The 16,729-nt window shown below is 42.7% G+C and carries 15 protein-coding genes and 2 tRNA genes; 11 read left to right on the top strand and 6 right to left on the bottom strand.

The genetic code is table 11. The annotated features are described in order from the left end of the window. Positions 1 to 8 precede the first annotated feature (8 nt). On the bottom strand, positions 9 to 707 hold the full coding sequence (locus WN948_RS09765; RefSeq protein WP_342304011.1) for a phosphoribosyltransferase: 699 nt from the start codon (positions 705 to 707) through the stop codon (positions 9 to 11). Between the two features lie 141 nt (positions 708 to 848). Here WN948_RS09765 and WN948_RS09760 point away from each other — a divergent pair. From WN948_RS09760 to WN948_RS09745, 4 genes are all read left to right on the top strand, one after another. Beyond that, positions 849 to 923, top strand: a tRNA-Met gene (locus tag WN948_RS09760). A gap of 125 nt (positions 924 to 1,048) precedes the next feature. Continuing rightward, positions 1,049 to 1,123, top strand: a tRNA-Met gene (locus WN948_RS09755). A 120-nt stretch (positions 1,124 to 1,243) separates the two neighbouring features. Then, positions 1,244 to 2,077, top strand: a complete 834-nt coding sequence (locus tag WN948_RS09750) for a DMT family transporter (RefSeq protein WP_342304010.1) — start codon at positions 1,244 to 1,246, stop codon at positions 2,075 to 2,077. A 201-nt stretch (positions 2,078 to 2,278) separates the two neighbouring features. Next, complete coding sequence (locus tag WN948_RS09745; RefSeq protein ID WP_342304008.1) at positions 2,279 to 3,598, top strand: signal recognition particle protein Srp54; 1,320 nt, start codon at positions 2,279 to 2,281, stop codon at positions 3,596 to 3,598. Between the two features lie 3 nt (positions 3,599 to 3,601). Here WN948_RS09745 and WN948_RS09740 read toward each other — a convergent pair whose 3' ends face one another. Further along, entirely contained in the window at positions 3,602 to 4,171 is a 570-nt protein-coding gene (locus WN948_RS09740) for a GMP synthase subunit A (protein WP_342304007.1), read from the bottom strand. Positions 4,172 to 4,437: 266 nt separating this feature from the next. Here WN948_RS09740 and WN948_RS09735 point away from each other — a divergent pair, with 266 nt between their 5' ends. From WN948_RS09735 to WN948_RS09705, 7 genes are all read left to right on the top strand, one after another. Continuing rightward, positions 4,438 to 5,805 (top strand): ATPase domain-containing protein, encoded by a 1,368-nt coding sequence (locus tag WN948_RS09735; RefSeq protein WP_342304006.1) that lies wholly within the window; start codon positions 4,438 to 4,440, stop codon positions 5,803 to 5,805. Positions 5,806 to 6,151: 346 nt separating this feature from the next. Beyond that, the gene (locus WN948_RS09730; RefSeq protein WP_342304005.1) at positions 6,152 to 6,949 is read left to right on the top strand and encodes a 2-amino-3,7-dideoxy-D-threo-hept-6-ulosonate synthase; all 798 of its coding nucleotides are present in this window, start codon (positions 6,152 to 6,154) and stop codon (positions 6,947 to 6,949) included. A 35-nt stretch (positions 6,950 to 6,984) separates the two neighbouring features. Next, complete coding sequence (locus WN948_RS09725; RefSeq protein ID WP_342304004.1) at positions 6,985 to 8,127, top strand: 3-dehydroquinate synthase II; 1,143 nt, start codon at positions 6,985 to 6,987, stop codon at positions 8,125 to 8,127. A 17-nt stretch (positions 8,128 to 8,144) separates the two neighbouring features. Then, the gene (gene aroD / locus WN948_RS09720; RefSeq protein WP_342304003.1) at positions 8,145 to 8,849 is read left to right on the top strand and encodes a type I 3-dehydroquinate dehydratase; all 705 of its coding nucleotides are present in this window, start codon (positions 8,145 to 8,147) and stop codon (positions 8,847 to 8,849) included. Beyond that, positions 8,846 to 9,661: a shikimate dehydrogenase gene (gene aroE, locus WN948_RS09715; RefSeq protein ID WP_342304002.1), complete on the top strand. Its 816-nt coding sequence runs from the start codon at positions 8,846 to 8,848 to the stop codon at positions 9,659 to 9,661. The genes aroD and aroE overlap by 4 nt, the downstream gene beginning before the upstream one ends. 2 nt (positions 9,662 to 9,663) lie before the next feature. Further along, a complete protein-coding gene (locus WN948_RS09710; RefSeq protein ID WP_342304001.1) occupies positions 9,664 to 10,980 on the top strand; it encodes a prephenate dehydrogenase in 1,317 nt (438 codons plus the stop codon). Positions 10,981 to 11,083: 103 nt separating this feature from the next. Next, the gene (locus tag WN948_RS09705; RefSeq protein WP_342304000.1) at positions 11,084 to 11,374 is read left to right on the top strand and encodes a hypothetical protein; all 291 of its coding nucleotides are present in this window, start codon (positions 11,084 to 11,086) and stop codon (positions 11,372 to 11,374) included. 22 nt (positions 11,375 to 11,396) lie between these two features. Here the strand turns inward: WN948_RS09705 and tpiA are convergent, their stop codons facing one another. The 4 genes from tpiA to WN948_RS09685 all read right to left on the bottom strand — a co-directional run bounded on the left by tpiA (position 11,397) and on the right by WN948_RS09685 (position 16,624). Further along, positions 11,397 to 12,065 carry a triose-phosphate isomerase gene (tpiA, locus tag WN948_RS09700; RefSeq protein ID WP_342303999.1) on the bottom strand — a complete coding sequence of 223 codons (669 nt, stop codon included), beginning with the start codon at positions 12,063 to 12,065 and terminating at the stop codon, positions 11,397 to 11,399. A gap of 145 nt (positions 12,066 to 12,210) precedes the next feature. Next, complete coding sequence (locus WN948_RS09695; protein ID WP_342303998.1) at positions 12,211 to 13,389, bottom strand: bifunctional 5,6,7,8-tetrahydromethanopterin hydro-lyase/3-hexulose-6-phosphate synthase; 1,179 nt, start codon at positions 13,387 to 13,389, stop codon at positions 12,211 to 12,213. Positions 13,390 to 13,590: 201 nt separating this feature from the next. After that, a complete protein-coding gene (gene nth, locus WN948_RS09690; RefSeq protein ID WP_342306451.1) occupies positions 13,591 to 14,202 on the bottom strand; it encodes an endonuclease III in 612 nt (203 codons plus the stop codon). A gap of 106 nt (positions 14,203 to 14,308) precedes the next feature. Next, positions 14,309 to 16,624, bottom strand: coding sequence for a PAS domain S-box protein (locus WN948_RS09685; RefSeq protein ID WP_342303997.1), 2,316 nt, complete (start codon positions 16,622 to 16,624; stop codon positions 14,309 to 14,311). Between the last annotated feature and the right edge of the window lie 105 nt (positions 16,625 to 16,729).

Here is a 16,729-nt window from a genome sequence, read left to right as displayed (position 1 = left end):
TCATTTTATTAGACAAGTTTCCAGTATTGTTTTCCATCTTCGTTCACAGAACTTGCAATTCCCCTGCGGTGCATCTCTTCCATTATCTCAGGAAGCCTGCCAGGCTGAGCTATCTCGAATGCGAATGAATCCAGTGAATGATACATATACAGACCGTGCCTGATAGCAGAAACATCCCACATACCCCGATCTTCTTTTTTCATGAGCGTCGTAATCAGGTCAATCATGTCTTCAATGAAATTCCACGGGAAAACAACCCATGCCCATTCCTCGAGACGCTCACCACAATAATCCGGGTCATGCGCAGAAGAATCAAGGTATTGAAGAGTTGCGGTTCTCACTTCTTTAGGATTCTGCTGCATAACATATTCGACCGAACTTATCATGCTTTTACCCGTATCGGCAATATCGTCAACAATGAGTATGTTCTTTCCTGCAACAGCATTGTCAGCAAGCGGGTATTTGATTATTGGCTCGTCACCTGCAAGAGCAGTACCGAGATAGTGCTCCATCTTAAGGCTTGTAAGGTCATCAAGGCCCAGGAAATCACATAAGACACGACCTGCGAACCATCCACCCCTTGCAAGGGCAATTATCATATCAGGTTCATAACCAGATGTTTTCACATCATTTGCAACTTCCCTGCAAAGGTCGTAAATGTAATCCCAGTTTGTAACAACACATTTGAATTTATCAGGTAACGCCATTTGTATTCTCTCCGAGACACTATATTTAAAAAGATAAGATATATATTTTTTCAATATTGAAAATACTGCCATACGAAACATGTATATACGATGTAGATGTTGAAAGAGGAGTACCCTTCCAAAATAAACATCAATCAACGAAGCGGGGTGGGGTAGCCAGGAGATCCCGACGGGCTCATAACCCGTAGACCGATAGTTCGAATCTATCCCCCGCTACTTTACTAATATTACAATTTTGATTTAATTATCAATTAGTGTGTTAGAGACGTATTTTGGAAATATACATATATAGCATGCAGACATAGGAAGATTATCCTTCCAAATTAAACATCAACCCTCGAAGCGGGGTGGGGTAGCCAGGAGATCCCGACGGGCTCATAACCCGTAGACCGATAGTTCGAATCTATCCCCCGCTACTTTTCTAAATTATTATTGTGCTCTTGAGTTCAAAATGTCTAACTTTTTGATGCTACTCAAATAGCAACCTTATTAATGATTCATGAACTACTTTTTTCAATAAACTGAAGAGGACATAGATGGAACTGTTTGTTATTATATTCGGGCTTACTGCAGCACTTTGCTGGGGAACCGCAGATTTTAGTGGAGGTTTTGCCACAAAACGTAGTGGTGTGCTGACAGTTGCCATCATTTCACAGGCAACTGGAATAATCCTCCTCATTGCAGCAGCACTTGCTTTTTCTGAAAGCGTACCATCCACGACAGACATGCTATGGGGTGCATCTGCGGGACTTGCCGGAGGAATGGGAGTTCTTGCACTGTACCATGCATTATCCGTTGAGAAAATGGGAATTGTAGCACCGGTCACAGCTGTTATGAGTGCCCTCATTCCCGTGGTTTTTGGAATGATAACAGAGGGACTGCCTGACACAAGCCAGCTTATAGGTTTTCTTTTTGCACTCATCGGCGTATGGCTTATATCCAGAGATCATGAGAGTTCGAAAATAGAACTGCAGAAACTCAAACTGCCCTGCCTTGCAGGTACTGGATTCGGGATGTTTATGATACTTATTGATCAGGTACAGGCCGAAGGAATATTCTGGCCTCTTGTGGGAGCCAGGATGGCAACTATTCCAACATTCATAATTGTTGCTTATTTCATGAAGCAGACAAAAGTACCCGACATCAGGTACCTTCCAATTATTCTGCTTGCAGGCATCCTTGATACAGGAGGAAATGTGTTCTACGTACTTGCAGCAAAGACAGGAAGACTCGATATATCAGCAATCCTTACTTCAATGTACCCTGCAATAACTGTGCTTCTTGCATGGATACTTCTGAAAGAGAAGCTTGTATACAGACAATGGGCAGGGATTATCTTTACAATGGCAGCTGTTGTGCTGATAGCATAAATGGAAAGAGGAGTGCTTTATTTACCCACATTCAAAGTTGTCCAGAATATGCGACATTCAATACCACCCTTACAGTAGTATTACCATATAGATTACAAAAGGTCAGAAAAATGTATGCAAAAAATCATATTCCCACTAGGATTAAATATGAACTGCCCGTTTAATAGAAGAAAAGAGAGAACTAAAAAGGAAGATCCTTAAATGGTAATGGATAAACTCGGGAATTCCCTGCAGGATGCCCTTAAAAAACTTGTAAAATCAGGACGTATCGACGAACGGACCGTAAATGAGGTCGTTAAGGATATCCAGAGAGCTTTGCTCCAGTCTGATGTTAATGTCAAGCTGGTCATGCAAATGTCAAAGCATATCAAAGAGCGTGCCCTGAAAGAAGAAGTTCCTTCAGGAATGAGTCCCAGGGAACATGTAATAAGGATAGTTTACCAGGAACTTATCAATATAATAGGGAAGAGCACTGACATTCCCCTCAAACCCCAGACCATCATGATGATAGGTTTGCAAGGTAGCGGAAAAACCACAACAACTTCAAAACTCGCACGCTATTTCCAGAGGAAAGGACTAAAACCGGCAGTTGTTTGTGCCGATACATTCAGACCAGGCGCATACCAGCAACTTGAGACACTCTGTACTAAGCTCAACGTTCCATTCTATGGTGAAGAAGGCAACCCGGATGCAGTTGGTATTGTAGAGAGAGGGCTTGAAGAACTCCAGAAAAATGATGTGCTTATAGTTGACACCGCAGGCCGCCACTCACTTGAGAGTGATCTCATCACTGAGATGGAAGAAATACACGCCATGGCAAAACCAGACTACAAACTGCTGGTACTTGACGGTGCTATCGGGCAGCAGGCAAGCGAGCAAGCCCGTGCTTTTAATGATTCGATCGGGATATCAGGCGTGGTGATCTCCAAGCTTGACGGTACCGCAAAAGGTGGTGGTGCACTTTCAGCAGTATCCGAAACAAATTCATCTATCGCTTTTATTGGCGTAGGAGAAACGCCGGATGACCTTGAGAGATTCGAGCCTGACAGGTTCATTTCAAGACTTCTTGGAATGGGTGATATCAAAAGCCTTATCGAAAAGGCCGAGGAAGCCCTTGGAGAGGAAGACTTTGACATGGAAGCAATGCTTCGTGGCAGATTCACACTCAAGGACATGTACAAACAGCTTGAGAGCCTGAACAAGATGGGACCAATGAAACAGGTTATGCAAATGTTGCCTCTTGGAGGGCTTGGTGCCAAGATACCTGAAGATGCATATCAGGTAACTGGTGACAAACTCGGACGTTACAGGGTTCTCATGGATTCGATGACGGAGGAAGAAATGCTCAACCCCAGAGTTATCGGCAGTGCCCGCATCAAGAGAATTGCAAGAGGTTCCGGGAGTGCTCCGGAGGATGTAAGAGAACTTCTGAAATATCACAAGATGATGCAAACCGCTATGAAAGGATTCCGTGGCGGAAAATTCAATATGCAAAAAATGATGAAGAAAATGGGAATGTGAGAGTTAATACTTCTCACATATTTCAAAGAAATTCGTCAAAAGCTGTTCTCCTTTTTCTGTGTGTGCCACTTCAGGGTGCCACTGCACACCAAACAGAGGCCTGTCTACGTGCCTCATTGCTTCGCACTCGCAGATGTTTGACCTTGCAAGTTGTTTGAAATCCTCAGGCATCCTGATAACCTCATCAGCATGTGATGCCCAAACAGAGGTCTTTGGACCCAGGCCTGTAAGGAGTTCATCCTCATCGATGACCTCAATTTCAATATCTGCATACCCACCTGATGGGCCCGAACCTACCTCGCCGCCGAAAGTCTTTGCGATAACCTGATGACCAAGACAGATGCCAAGGATCGGAAGGTCAATACTTTCAACATATTCAGAGCACATACCAGCTCTGTCCAGTGTAGGACCACCACTTAGAATAATTCCATCCGGCTCTTCATCAAGGATGTCCTCAATCGAGGTTGTGTTGGCAACTATCTTTGTATCCATGTCCAGATCCCTTACTGCACGATGGATAAGATGGCAGAACTGCCCATAGTTATTGATAACAAGGATCTTTAATTCTCTCATAGATTGTTTCCTGAATTTATTTGTATTAATAAGTGTAGCAATATTGCCATAATAGTAATTAACCATATAAGATGTTTTCACACTTATAATACCGTTATAATATTTTGTGCTCAAAAGAGACTGTATAAAATCATTACCACACATACTAATGAATAATGTTAAGTAAAAGTACAAAGTAAACTAAATAAGGGAGAGGTAATTTCATACAAACTTAGAGTATGAATGTTCTCTTTACCATCATAACAATGCTTAGATGAGGTACCACATTGGAAAGTAAACCCACAGGAATACCAGGATTTGACGAAATACTCGGTGGAGGCATAATGGCCCCTTCGACAATATTGATAGCAGGTAACCCAGGTAGTGGGCGGACTGTACTTGGAGTCCAGGGTTTGTGTGAAGCGGCAAGGAGCGGAGAAAATGTACTGTATATATGCATGACTTCTAAATCAGAGATTTCCGTAAGAGAAGCCCTCTCTAACTATGATTTTTACGAGGAGTCATTGACCATACATACATTCAACGCCAGTTCCGTGGAAAGAGACCCACTTACCATGCTGGTTGACCTTGGGAACATCGTAGCATCCCTTAAACCAGACAGGATATTGATAGACCCCGTCACCCCAATAGGGTTTGGTTTTCCTGAAGCTGAAAGAAGAAGATTCATGTATTCCCTCATGTCCGCAATTGGAGAATGGGATGCCATTGTGTATCTGACAGGAACAATGTCACAGACTGATGTGTGCAGATCAGTCGTTAGTGACGTGGTTGAAGGAATAGTATACCTTTCGCAAAATATCGAAAGAAGGGGAAGCAACCGTACGATAAAGATCGTGAAAATGAACCTTCCCAATTACATTGAAGGGGAACACACTTTTGATATTTCAAACGACGGAATCAGTATCTACCCAAGAATAACCACCCAGGTCACCGAGCAATTATCACCGGAAACAAGAGTCGATACAGGCATTCCCGGATTCAATGAGTTGATAAGTGGTGGATTCTTTGAACTATCATCCACATTGATAGCAGGAAATACAGGCACAGGGAAAACATTATTTGGACTTTATTTTATAATTCAGGGTGCCAGGAATGGAGAACCTGGAATAATAAGTACCTTTGAGGATACCCCTGCGGAATTACGTCGTTATGCTGCAAGTCTTGGACTTGAGCTTGAAGAATTAGAACAGAAAGAGCTGGTCAAAATCATTTATACGCCTCCCCCAGAGATAAATGCCTGCAAGCATACAGTAAAGCTCAAGAGTACTATTGAAAATATGGGAGCAAAAAGAATACTTCTGGATGACATATCCGGATTTGACTATGTCTTTAGTGATCCGGTTGCCAAAAGAGAGCATATCGCCAACATGATGAGGATATTTAAGGATATGGGACTCACATCCATGCTGATCAGTGGCAACAGGGCAGCTGGCAACAATGTACTTACAAGTGAAATACCAGTCTCCTCACTTGTGGACGTTCTGATACTTCTAAAACACGTAGAGATCGAGAAGGAGATCAGGAAAACCATGTCAATTATGAAGATGCATGGCAGTGACCATGAGAAACATCTTATTGGATATAACATCAATTCTGACGGAATACAAATCGGCAAGTTCCTTAAGGATTTGTAACCTTTTTGTAACTATTCAGCCTGGCACGATTTGCCTATTGGTACTGATTTCATCGAAATAGAGATGTCTGCTCACTAACAATCTAACAATCAAAAAAGCAATCAATAGCAACAATCAAAATAAATGATTCTAATGAAATTTACGTTTCAACTTTTTGTCAAGATTGTTATTGATAGCGTTTTTATCAGGCTGAATAGTTACCTATTTTTTTACTTAGCCCTACAAAAACATTTAAATAATAAACCATGCTACTATGTCACATAGTAACAAGGATATTATAAATATACTAACGTTCAATAAAGTGCATTAACGTACATATACATACATTAAATGAGGGTGAAAGCAAATGACAGACATCGGTAAGAAAATTCGCATAGAAAGAATCATGCACAGAGAAAGCAGGAACATGGTAATAATCCCCATGGACCATGGATTATCAGATGGACCTATAAAGGGCCTGATAAATGTGGCAGATTCCATAAATAAAGTTGCAGATGGTGGAGCGGATGCAATACTCATGCAGAAAGGAATCGTAACCCATGGACACAGAGGATACGGACATGATGTCGGACTTATAGTCCACATGAGCGCTTCTACAAGCATTGCACGTGATCCAAATAACAAAGTACAGGTCTGTTCTGTGGAAGAGGTCATGAAAATGGGAGCTGACGCGGTATCAATACATGTGAATGTGGGGTCAGAGACCGAAGCAGATCAGTTACAAACACTTGGAACTGTAGCTGAAGAATGCAATTACTGGGGAATGCCACTTCTCGCAATGATGTACCCACGAGGAAAAGACATCACCAACCCACACGACTCTGAGCTTGTAGCGCATGTTGCAAGAGTTGGTGCTGAGCTTGGTGCCGACGTAATAAAAACTCTATACACAGGAGATATCGATACTTTCAAGGATGTAGTACAGGGTTGTCCGGTACCAGTAGTGATTGCAGGTGGACCAAAGACAAACACAGACAAGGAATTCCTTGAAATGATCCAAGGTGCTATGGAAGGCGGTGCAAGAGGTGTCGCAATTGGAAGAAATGTTTTCCAGCACGAGAATCCTACAAAAATTACAAAAGCCATAACAGAGATAGTGCACCATAAAAAGTCAGTTGAAGAAGCACTGGAAAAACTGAAATAAGACCAATCATTTTCTGTGCTTGCGGATGTGCTCATATGAATAATAAGATAATCTGGATCAAGGCCGATGAAGGCAACTGGGATGAACGCAAGGCCGTAATTACCACCGGAATGGAATCCGGAGTTGATGCCATACTGGTCGATGCCGTTGATGTTGATAAAGTGAAGGAGCTTGGAAATGTTAAGGTAGCTGCCTTTGCCCACAATGATGTCGAAGGAGCAGAGATAATCGTAGTCGGAAAAGGTGGAGAGGGAGACGGAACAAAACCATTACCACCTGACTACGGCGGTTCCCTTGATATTACAACTGCTCTTCGTTTGAAAGAAAAGGGAATCAAGGTTGCAGGATACGTCATCATCCAGAACAAGAACTACGAGAACTTTGCAGCAGAAATGGGAAATGTCTGTGATTATCTCATCACGATAGGAACTGACTGGCAGGTCATTCCACTAGAAAACCTCATTGCAGGACTTCAGAAGAAAGATGTCAAACTTATATCAGGAGTTCAGACATCAGATGAAGCAAAGCTTGCTTTTGAAACAATGGAACATGGCACAGATGGAGTAATGCTCGACACAAAAGACTTGAGCCAGATCAAGAAAACTGCAGATATTGCTGAAAGTGCCGGTGTCAATAACCTTGAGATCAAAACAGCTATTGTCACAAATGTAGAATCCATAGGAATGGGTGACAGGGTGTGTGTAGACACTTGCAACCTCATGGTAAAAGGCGAGGGAATGCTTGTAGGTTCACAGGCAAACGGCATGTTCCTTGTACATTCTGAATCAGAAGAAAGTCCATACGTTGCATCCCGTCCATTCAGAGTCAATGCCGGTGCTGTACATGCTTACATCAAAGTAGGCGAAAAGACCCGCTACCTTTCCGAGCTTAAAGCGGGAGACCAGGTCACCATAGTTGATGCTGACGGAAAACAAAGAACAGGCGTTGTTGGCAGAGTAAAGATAGAAAGAAGACCACTCATCCTTGTTGAAGCTGACCTTAATGGGAAAATTATCAAGAATATACTGCAAAACGCAGAAACCATTAAGCTCGTCACAAAGGACAAAGAACCCGTAGCTGTGACCGATATAAAGGTTGGCGATGAGATACTTGTCCACTCAGAAGATATAGGCCGCCACTTCGGAATGAAGATAGAAGAAACCATCATCGAAAAATAAGGAAGGAGTTGTCGCTTATGGTAAAAATTGGGACGTTTGATCTTGATGAGAAGCCTGCCATCGTTTCCGTGATAGACGATGATCCGGCAGAGAGTGCAAAAGCTGCAAACTGGCTGGGTGCCAATGTTTTGGAATTGAGACTTGACCTTCTCAATTTTTCAGACCTTGAAGAGGCAAAGAGAACTATTGAGAGGATCAAAGCCAACACTAAGCTTCCGTGTATTGCAACCAATAGATTACAAACTGATGGTGGCAAGTGGGAAGGCAGCGAGGATGAAAGGATTGCAATATTGACAGATATTCTTCCTTTTGTAGAAGCAATTGATATAGAGCTCAGTGCAGATGCAGACCAGCGCAGCAAACTCATCAATGCAGCAAAGGCAGCCGGAGTAACAGTTATCGTTTCAGCCCATGATTTCAACACCACTCCTTCTGTTGAGGAAATGAAGGAGACACTCACCAGTGCCCATGAGGCAGGTGCCGATATTGCAAAACTGGCAGTCATGGCACAATCAAAGCAGGACGTGCTTGACGTACTTCAGGCAACTGCAGACATGGATAAACCTGTGTGCACTATTGCAATGGGCGAAATTGGAAAACACAGTCGTATAGTTGCACCATGTTACGGATCACGCCTGACATATGGCGCAATAGCAAAGGCAGTGGCTCCCGGACAGATAAAGATACACGAACTTAAATCAGCCATGGAGATTCTTTTTTGAGAACTGTTTTCGGAGTATTCGGAGACCCAATAGCACATTCGCGATCTCCGAACATGCATAATGCAGCTTTCCTGGAACTTGGTATGGAATGCACCTACCATGCTTTCAGAGTTAGTCCTGATAATCTGAAGGATGCACTTCTTGGAGCTAAAGCCATGGGTTTTGGTGGCGTGAACCTCACAGTCCCATTGAAACAGGAAGCATTAGGTATAGTTGATGCTGACCCGCTGGCAAAGAGCATAGGTGCTGTAAATACGATTGATTTCAAACATGGAATGAAAGGTTACAACACCGACGGACTTGGAGCGAAGCGCACCCTTGAAGAAAAAGGTGTAAAAATAGATGGCTCCAACGTGCTTATAGTAGGTGCAGGTGGTGCTGCACGTGCAATCGCATTCCAGTTTGCAAAGGATGGAGCAAGTATCACCATAGCCAACAGGACCGAAAAGAAGGCTATTGACCTTGCAACTGATGTGTCCTCAGTTGGTCTTGCGAGTGGATGCGGGCTTGAGAATCTGAAGGAGCTGATCCATGGCAGCGACATTCTTGTTAACTGCACAACCCAGGGAATGCACCCCAATACAGAAAGGACCATAGCAACATCAGAGTATATGCACTCCGAACTTACCGTATTTGATATTGTTTACAACCCACTGGAAACCAGGCTTTTGAAAGAAGCAAAGAAAGCAGGAGCAAAGGCAGTTAGCGGGGAAATGATGCTTGTCCACCAGGGTGCAGAGGCATTCAGGATATGGACGGGCGTTGAACCACCAGTTGATGTTATGAAAAGAGCAGTACTGGAGGGGCTCTGAATTTGAAAGTCCTCATCATAGGTGGAACCGGAGAGATGGGACAGTGGTTCACTCCTTTTTTTAAGAACCACGGTTACGAAGTTGTTGTATGGGGCAGCAGTGGAAAAATTGAGATTGCAGAGAGAATGGAAGTCGAGTTTGCACATGACCTCGATGTTGCCATAAGCACCAGCGATATAGTAATTGTCACAGTGCCCATCAATATCACTGAAAAGGTCATCACTGAGACTGCACCAAAAATGAAGAGTGGCAGTTTGCTTATGGATTTCACATCCCTTAAAGCAGGACCAACTGAAGCCATGAAGAAGTATGCACCGGAAGGTGTTGAAATACTTGGCACTCACCCCATGTTCGGACCATCCATACCAAGTCTGCATGGCCAGATATTCATATTAACACCCATCGAGGGACGATGCGATAAATGGTTCCCTGTGATGAGGTCACTTTTTGAAGATAACGGTGCACATATCGAAGTAATAAGTCCGGCAGAACATGATAGGTTCGTGTCCGTGGTACAGGGACTGACACATTTTGCATACATCACCATCGGTACGACCTTTGACAGTCTTGATTTCAGTGTGAATGAATCAAGGCGATTCATGAGTCCGGTGTATGATATCATGCTTGATTTCGTAGGCAGGATACTAGGACAAAACCCTTACCTCTATGCATATATCCAGATGGAAAACCCTGAAGTGCTCAAAGTACATGATGCCTTCATGCAGCAGTGCAGGGAGATGTCTACAATTGTCAGGGAACACAACGTTGATGGATTCACAACTAAAATGAAAGATGCTGCTGCACATTTTGGAGATACGGCATCTGCACTGCGCCGTTCTGATAAACTCATAAACTCAAAAATAGCTGAGTTCGATGAACTGATCGATTCCATTGGTACGGAAAGAGGACTCAAGCACATATATTCCAATATTGTGCATGTAGGAATAGTAAAAAAGGTTACTCCGAGAAGCGTTATCCTTTTTGTAGGTAACAGATTAGTGCCCCTTAAAATGGAGAATGTACGCCTCCTTTCCACAGAAGAGCTAAAAGCATGGAAAAATAAGATTTTGAGGCATCACACAAGAGATATCTCAGTACTTATACCACAAGGGTCAAAACCTGAAGCTATTTGCAATGTAATTGCCTGCAATGACAATATTATTTCCGTCAGGAAAATCGATACGTACATAGGAGTAAAAGGAACGGACAGAACCAGTGTAACTTACCGCATCAATATAACCGGAGATTCCGATGCAACAAGAGTGAATGACGAGATTGTGGAACAGCTTTGCGGCATAGGCTGCAAACTCAGAACATAATACGCATTGCAATTGAATTACCGGTTAATCGCTCACACTATTCTGACAAGTTATCAGGGTAAACGTTATCAGGCATCTGAACTTACTTCAAAGAAGTGATTATGTGAAAGGTTCATCCCCAAGCCCCCAACAATATACCCTGGTCTATAAAATAGGTATCTTTTTTACCGCTGCTTTCGGACTGTACCTGGGAATCCACGGACTTTACCTTATAATAGTGGATAGAAACTTCGTAGCTGGCATACCACTCTTCATTGCCGCACTACTGATAGCACCTCCGCCAATAGGCATATACGGAATGGTGAAAGATAAATTCAATGTAGAACTCTCAATGGCCTTGCGGATGATAATTGCAACCTTGATGCTGTTCATTGCATGGTTGAATCTGCCCTGAAAAAGAAGTAAGAAAAAAATAATCAGACCTTACTTACAAGGTCTTCAAGTGCAGCCTTCGGGTCTGCAGCTTTTACAATACCTGATGCCAGCAGAACACCGACTGAACCAAGTTCAAGAGCTGCTGCAAGGTCTTCCCCTTTTGAGATACCTGCACCACAAAGAACCTGCACTGCCGGGTTTACCCTTTTCACTGCTTCAACAGAGCCTGTTACAACCCCTGGGTCTGCTTTTGATACAGGAATACCGGAGCCAATGAGCTCAGGAGGTTCCACTGCAACGTAATTAGGACCAAGAGCAGCAGCTGCCGCTGAAGTTGCTACATTGTTGGTACAGACTATTGTTTTGAACCCAACACTTTTTGCATTAGTTATTGATGCATCGATGTTTGCAAGTGTGAGACGGCATTCGGAGTGGTTGATAAGAGTTCCAACTGCGCCTGCGTCCCTGACACACTGAGCGAATGCATGTCCGGTAAAACTACCTGCTCCTACTGGGTCAAGACTCTGCGCATAAACTGGCAGGTCAACCTGTGATGCCACACGGTAGATGTCACAGAACTGTGGTGCGACACCAATTTCAATTCCCGATTCATCTGCAACTTCCATACATGCTTTTGCGACTTTTACGGCGCCTTCGCCTGTGCCCTCAAGATATGTTTTGAGGTTTAGGACTATTAATGTAGAACTCAAACTCTATCACTCCAATATGAATATCAGTATACGTATAATGTACGCAGCATTATAGATGTAACTCCAACTATAAATATAAAAGTGAAGAAAAGCAAAAAAAGCTGAAAAACTAAAAAGAAGAAAAGAGTGTGGAAATTCCACACACTTAGAAATCGGTCATTACTCTGAACTGGTCGATCTCAGGGTTGTTAAGACCTTCAATGAACTTCTCTGCGACCTGCCTAACATCCTTTGCGTTGGTGATTGCTCTTCCAACTACAAGAACGTCAGCACCTGCTGCAAGTGCATCAGGCATTGTGTCGATACGTACGCCACCAGCAACTGCCACCAGGATCTTTGGTGAGAGTGCCTTGATGTCCTCGATGCTTCCCCATGCATGTGCTGAGGTCTCTACATCGATACCACGGTGCAGTTCAACTACATCAGGAAGTACGTCGAGCTGCTTGAGTACTGCTACAGGGTCGTCACAGTTGAGTGTGTCCATGATAGCATAGATACCTGTCTTGTGTGCTTCCTCAATTACCTTGTTCATGGTTGCAATTGGTGCAAGAGCGGAAACGACAATTGCGTCTGCGGTTGCATCTGCCACCATACGAGCCTCGAGGTTACCTGTGTCGAGTGTCTTAAGATCAGCAACTATGAATGCGTCAGGGCGGATCTCTCTGAGCTTGGAGATAACGTCAACACCATAGCGTTTGATAAGAGGTGTACCAGCTTCAAGAATAACGTGGTCGCTCTTTGGAATCTGTCTGACGATGTCCAGAATCACAGGAAGGTTTGGATTGTCAAGTGCAACCTGAAGGTATGGCGGGTTCCAGAGTCTGGATACCTTGAATCCCATAATAGCGTGACCCATTCTGTCCTTCTCCTTGAGTACTGTATCCATATCAGGGAAGCCACCTATTGCGCGCTTTACAGCAAGTTTTGCAGCTCCGTAGTTGTATCTGTAGATCTTATTGTAGTCCTTTGCCTCAGGATGGATGAAGACGCTTGCAACAATAACTATGTCTTCAATATCCATGTCACCGAATGCTCCCTCTTCAAGAGCATCTGCAACAGCTTTGGATACAGCAGCCTGTGCAGGACCGAATATCTGTGCAGCCTGATCCATGTTCTTTACTGTGACCTTTGGGACAATAAGTGTGGCTGGCTTTGCAGGAAGGTTTGGACGAATTACTGAAAGCAGAGGTGTGTGACCTACTGATAACTGCGTAAATCCATTTGCGAATGCCTGGCCCACTGGACCATCTTTATTGCCGACCATAACGTCAACGTGTGCGAGTTCTGGTGCCTCGCCAATTAATGCTTCTCCGATTAGTAACATGATTCACCTTTGTATATACTAAATAAATATTATGTCGTTTATTAGTTAATTAATGCTAGTGTAAGTATGAAATTTATCAGTTCTCGTGCAAAACCAGTGCTTTTTATATTAGAGTTACGGCATAAAACACAAGATTTGTGCTTTATATAGTATATACCGATAAATAGTTTGTTGAAACTTCCCTTTTTTGTTTGAAAAATATCAGATAATCTTGGGACAGATATCATCCATAATACATTCACCACATTTCGGACCCACTGGCCGGCATACATTCTGACCGAACAGCACCATAAGCCCATTGATGTCCTTCCAGTCCTGTTTTGAAATCACTTTCTCAAGCTCTTTTTCCGTTTCATCCGGCTCGAAAGTTTCAACCAGACCCAGGCGATTGGATATCCTGTGTACGTGGGTATCTACTGCTATGACATCCTGTTCATAAGCATAACCAAGCACGCAGTTGGCGGTCTTCCTACCTACTCCGGGCAGTTTGAGAAGCTCATCCATACTGTCAGGTACAAAACCGTCATAATCCTGTAAAATAATGTGGGATATTTCGATGATACGCTGGGCTTTCACCCTGTAGAAACCCACATTTCTGATTAGTTCCTGTATCTCGTCAACATCTGCCCCTGCCATTTCCTGAACAGTAGCAAAGACACTGAAAAGTCTCTGGCTTGTGGGAATCGTCACATCATCACGGGTGCGCTGGGACAGAACAGTAGATATCAAAAGATAGAAAGGGTCCCTGTTAATGTGAAAATAGCCATTCGGATACAGTTCTTTGAGGCGTGAGACTACATCTTCAACATACATCATAATATTGACTGGCACCGGAATATAAAATGCTTTGTGAACAGTGCTTCAAAAAGGATGAAATGCAAACAAGCGGTTTTTTCAATGTAAAAGAAGCGCTGCTGGGTTATTTGCTTATACATTGATTTTTGCTTTTAGAGTACGAAGGGAAAGATACGTGGACAGTTGTTCCGGCACCTTCATCACTTTCGACCCATATTTTGCCGCCATGTATCTCTGCTATTGTTTTACTGACGTATAGCCCTAATCCGCTCCCACCATACTTCCTTGACATGGAACCATCTATCTGGTAAAAACGTTTGAAAATATTGGATGATTCATGCTTGGGTATACCTATTCCGGAATCTTTGATCATTATATGAACATCGTCTTCTTCCTTAAACGCACGAATAAGAACCTTTGAACCGTTGGGACTGAATTTTACGGCATTATCAATTATGGATCTGAAAAGATAAGGCATGTACCCTACATCCCCTTTTATTAACGGCAGATTCTCTTCAAAATCAAGGAGAAGTATCATATCCTTATCCTGGGATCGGAATGAAAAATATTCTACCACTTTCTTCAAACTGTCCTCTATCCTGATCGGATCCAGCCTGTAATCCACCTTGCCCGATTTGACAATGCTCATGTATATTAGCGAGTCCATCAGGAAACTCAAGTGATCATATTTATCAAGGACCGTTTTCATGGCTTTTTTCTGCTTAGGGTTGAGTGGCCCCATAACTTCATCGTGAACAAGCTCACTATAACCCTTTATAGAAATGAGAGGAGTTTTGAGTTCATGGCTTAAGTTAGAAAGGAATTCATTTTTCATCTTCTCAAGAGATTTGAGTTCCTCATTCTTTTGAGATAATTCCTCAGTATACAAACTGATTTCCTCATCAGCTTTTTTGCGCTCAGAAATATCACGGGTCACACCAAGGAAGAACTGGAAATTGCCATCGCCATCATAAACAGGGTTTGCAACTACTTCTGTCCACACGCGAGATCCATTCTTATGAAATTGTTCTAGCTCAAAAGTCTCTGAATAGTGATCTTCACCAGCCTTCAATTTCTCATAGAACCTGTTAATTGCGCCAACTATTGTGTTCTTATGCTCGGGAGGGAAGATTTCATCAAATGTCTGGTTGATAACTTCTTCAGGCGTATATCCTCGTAATTTGAAAACAGATGGACTGACATATGTGAATTTACCTTCGGGACTCAGAGTCCATATCACATCATTTGCATTTTCAGCAAGAAGGCGGAACTTTTGTTCACTTTCTTTTAAGATCTTTTCTGCGAATTTGCGCTCACTTACATCCCTTAAGTTGCTCAAAAGAGCATTCGACCCATTATATTCAATTACCCTTACACCCATTTCAACAGGAACACGGGTGCTGTCTTTTTTCAAATATGTGAGCTCAAATCTATCATATTTATTTTTAATTACTGCTGCCACCTTTTCATCACAGGTTCCCTGATGTTCCTGGGCTACAAGATCATGCCTTGTCATCATCAGCAATTCTTCAATTTCATAACCAAGCATATCAGATGCAACTAAATTTGCATCGATAACATTGCAATCAAAGTCAAAAATAATAATTGCATCTGCAGCGTTTTCAAACAGCACCCTGGATTTTTCTTCAGATGCTTTCAATTTCATTGAAGCCAGTCGCTCCTCCGTCACATCTGAGCCGGAACTGAGTATTCCCGAAATATTCCCGTCCAGATCCTTAAAAGGTGAATTGTTCCAATGGATTATCCTTTTTCCTTTATTCTTTGTGAGGATACTGTTTTCGAACACCCTTACTTCATCGATGTTACCTTGAATTATACTGTTAAAAACAAAGAGAACAACATCTTTCTCATCAGGAGGTACAAACATTTCTATCCAATTTTTGCCAATCAGATCAGATTCTTCGCATCCGACAACCTGACAGCATTTATTGTTGGCAAGTTGTACAGTACCATCCTTGTTAAAAGCAATAATCATACAACCTGCAGTATCAAGATAATTCTGTGCCCTGTCCCTTTCGAAGGTAAGCTTATCATATAGCTGCTTGTTCTTTAAGAGGCTACGTGCCCTTGTAAGAACCTCAACCCTGTCAATGGGTTTGACAAGAAATTCGTCTGCTCCGGCCTCAAGTCCCTCAATTCTGTCGTCCTTCGATGACAGGGCAGTTATCATAATGACCGGAATAAAACGTGTTGCCTCAGAAGTCTTTATCCTATGACACACTTCATAGCCATTCATACCTGGCATCATTATGTCGAGCAGCACAAGATCAATATGTTCAGATCCTATGATATCAAGAGCTTCTGAACCACTATAAGCTGCTCGTACAACATAATCCCTTGAAAGGAAAACTTCTAGAAGCTTGACGTTGAGAGGGTCATCATCAACGACCAATATGGTATATTCGAATTTTTTGTCCATAATACTGTAAACCTTGGGTGGTGTTATGATAAAATATAAGTTGAGATTATAGAGATTCGGTAATTGTTAATATGATAATGTGGATTTAAGGAAATGTTCAATTGT

This window comes from Methanolobus sp. ZRKC5 (genome assembly GCF_038446525.1).
Classification (GTDB): domain Archaea; phylum Halobacteriota; class Methanosarcinia; order Methanosarcinales; family Methanosarcinaceae; genus Methanolobus.
Note: the sequence above shows the minus strand (reverse complement) of the source record. Positions and strands in the feature narration are given on the sequence as shown.

What these genes read in the sequence shown, in the direction of transcription:
- WN948_RS09740 (WP_342304007.1), bottom strand. Translation starts at nt 4,171, where the DNA reads ATGAGAGAATTAAAGATCCTTGTTATCAATAACTATGGGCAGTTCTGC.
- WN948_RS09685 (WP_342303997.1), bottom strand. Translation starts at nt 16,624, where the DNA reads ATGGACAAAAAATTCGAATATACCATATTGGTCGTTGATGATGACCCT.
- WN948_RS09695 (WP_342303998.1), bottom strand. Translation starts at nt 13,389, where the DNA reads ATGTTACTAATCGGAGAAGCATTAATTGGCGAGGCACCAGAACTCGCA.
- WN948_RS09765 (WP_342304011.1), bottom strand. Translation starts at nt 707, where the DNA reads ATGGCGTTACCTGATAAATTCAAATGTGTTGTTACAAACTGGGATTAC.
- WN948_RS09730 (WP_342304005.1), top strand. Translation starts at nt 6,152, where the DNA reads ATGACAGACATCGGTAAGAAAATTCGCATAGAAAGAATCATGCACAGA.
- aroD (WP_342304003.1), top strand. Translation starts at nt 8,145, where the DNA reads ATGGTAAAAATTGGGACGTTTGATCTTGATGAGAAGCCTGCCATCGTT.
- WN948_RS09750 (WP_342304010.1), top strand. Translation starts at nt 1,244, where the DNA reads ATGGAACTGTTTGTTATTATATTCGGGCTTACTGCAGCACTTTGCTGG.
- nth (WP_342306451.1), bottom strand. Translation starts at nt 14,202, where the DNA reads ATGTATGTTGAAGATGTAGTCTCACGCCTCAAAGAACTGTATCCGAAT.
- WN948_RS09745 (WP_342304008.1), top strand. Translation starts at nt 2,279, where the DNA reads ATGGTAATGGATAAACTCGGGAATTCCCTGCAGGATGCCCTTAAAAAA.
- WN948_RS09725 (WP_342304004.1), top strand. Translation starts at nt 6,985, where the DNA reads ATGAATAATAAGATAATCTGGATCAAGGCCGATGAAGGCAACTGGGAT.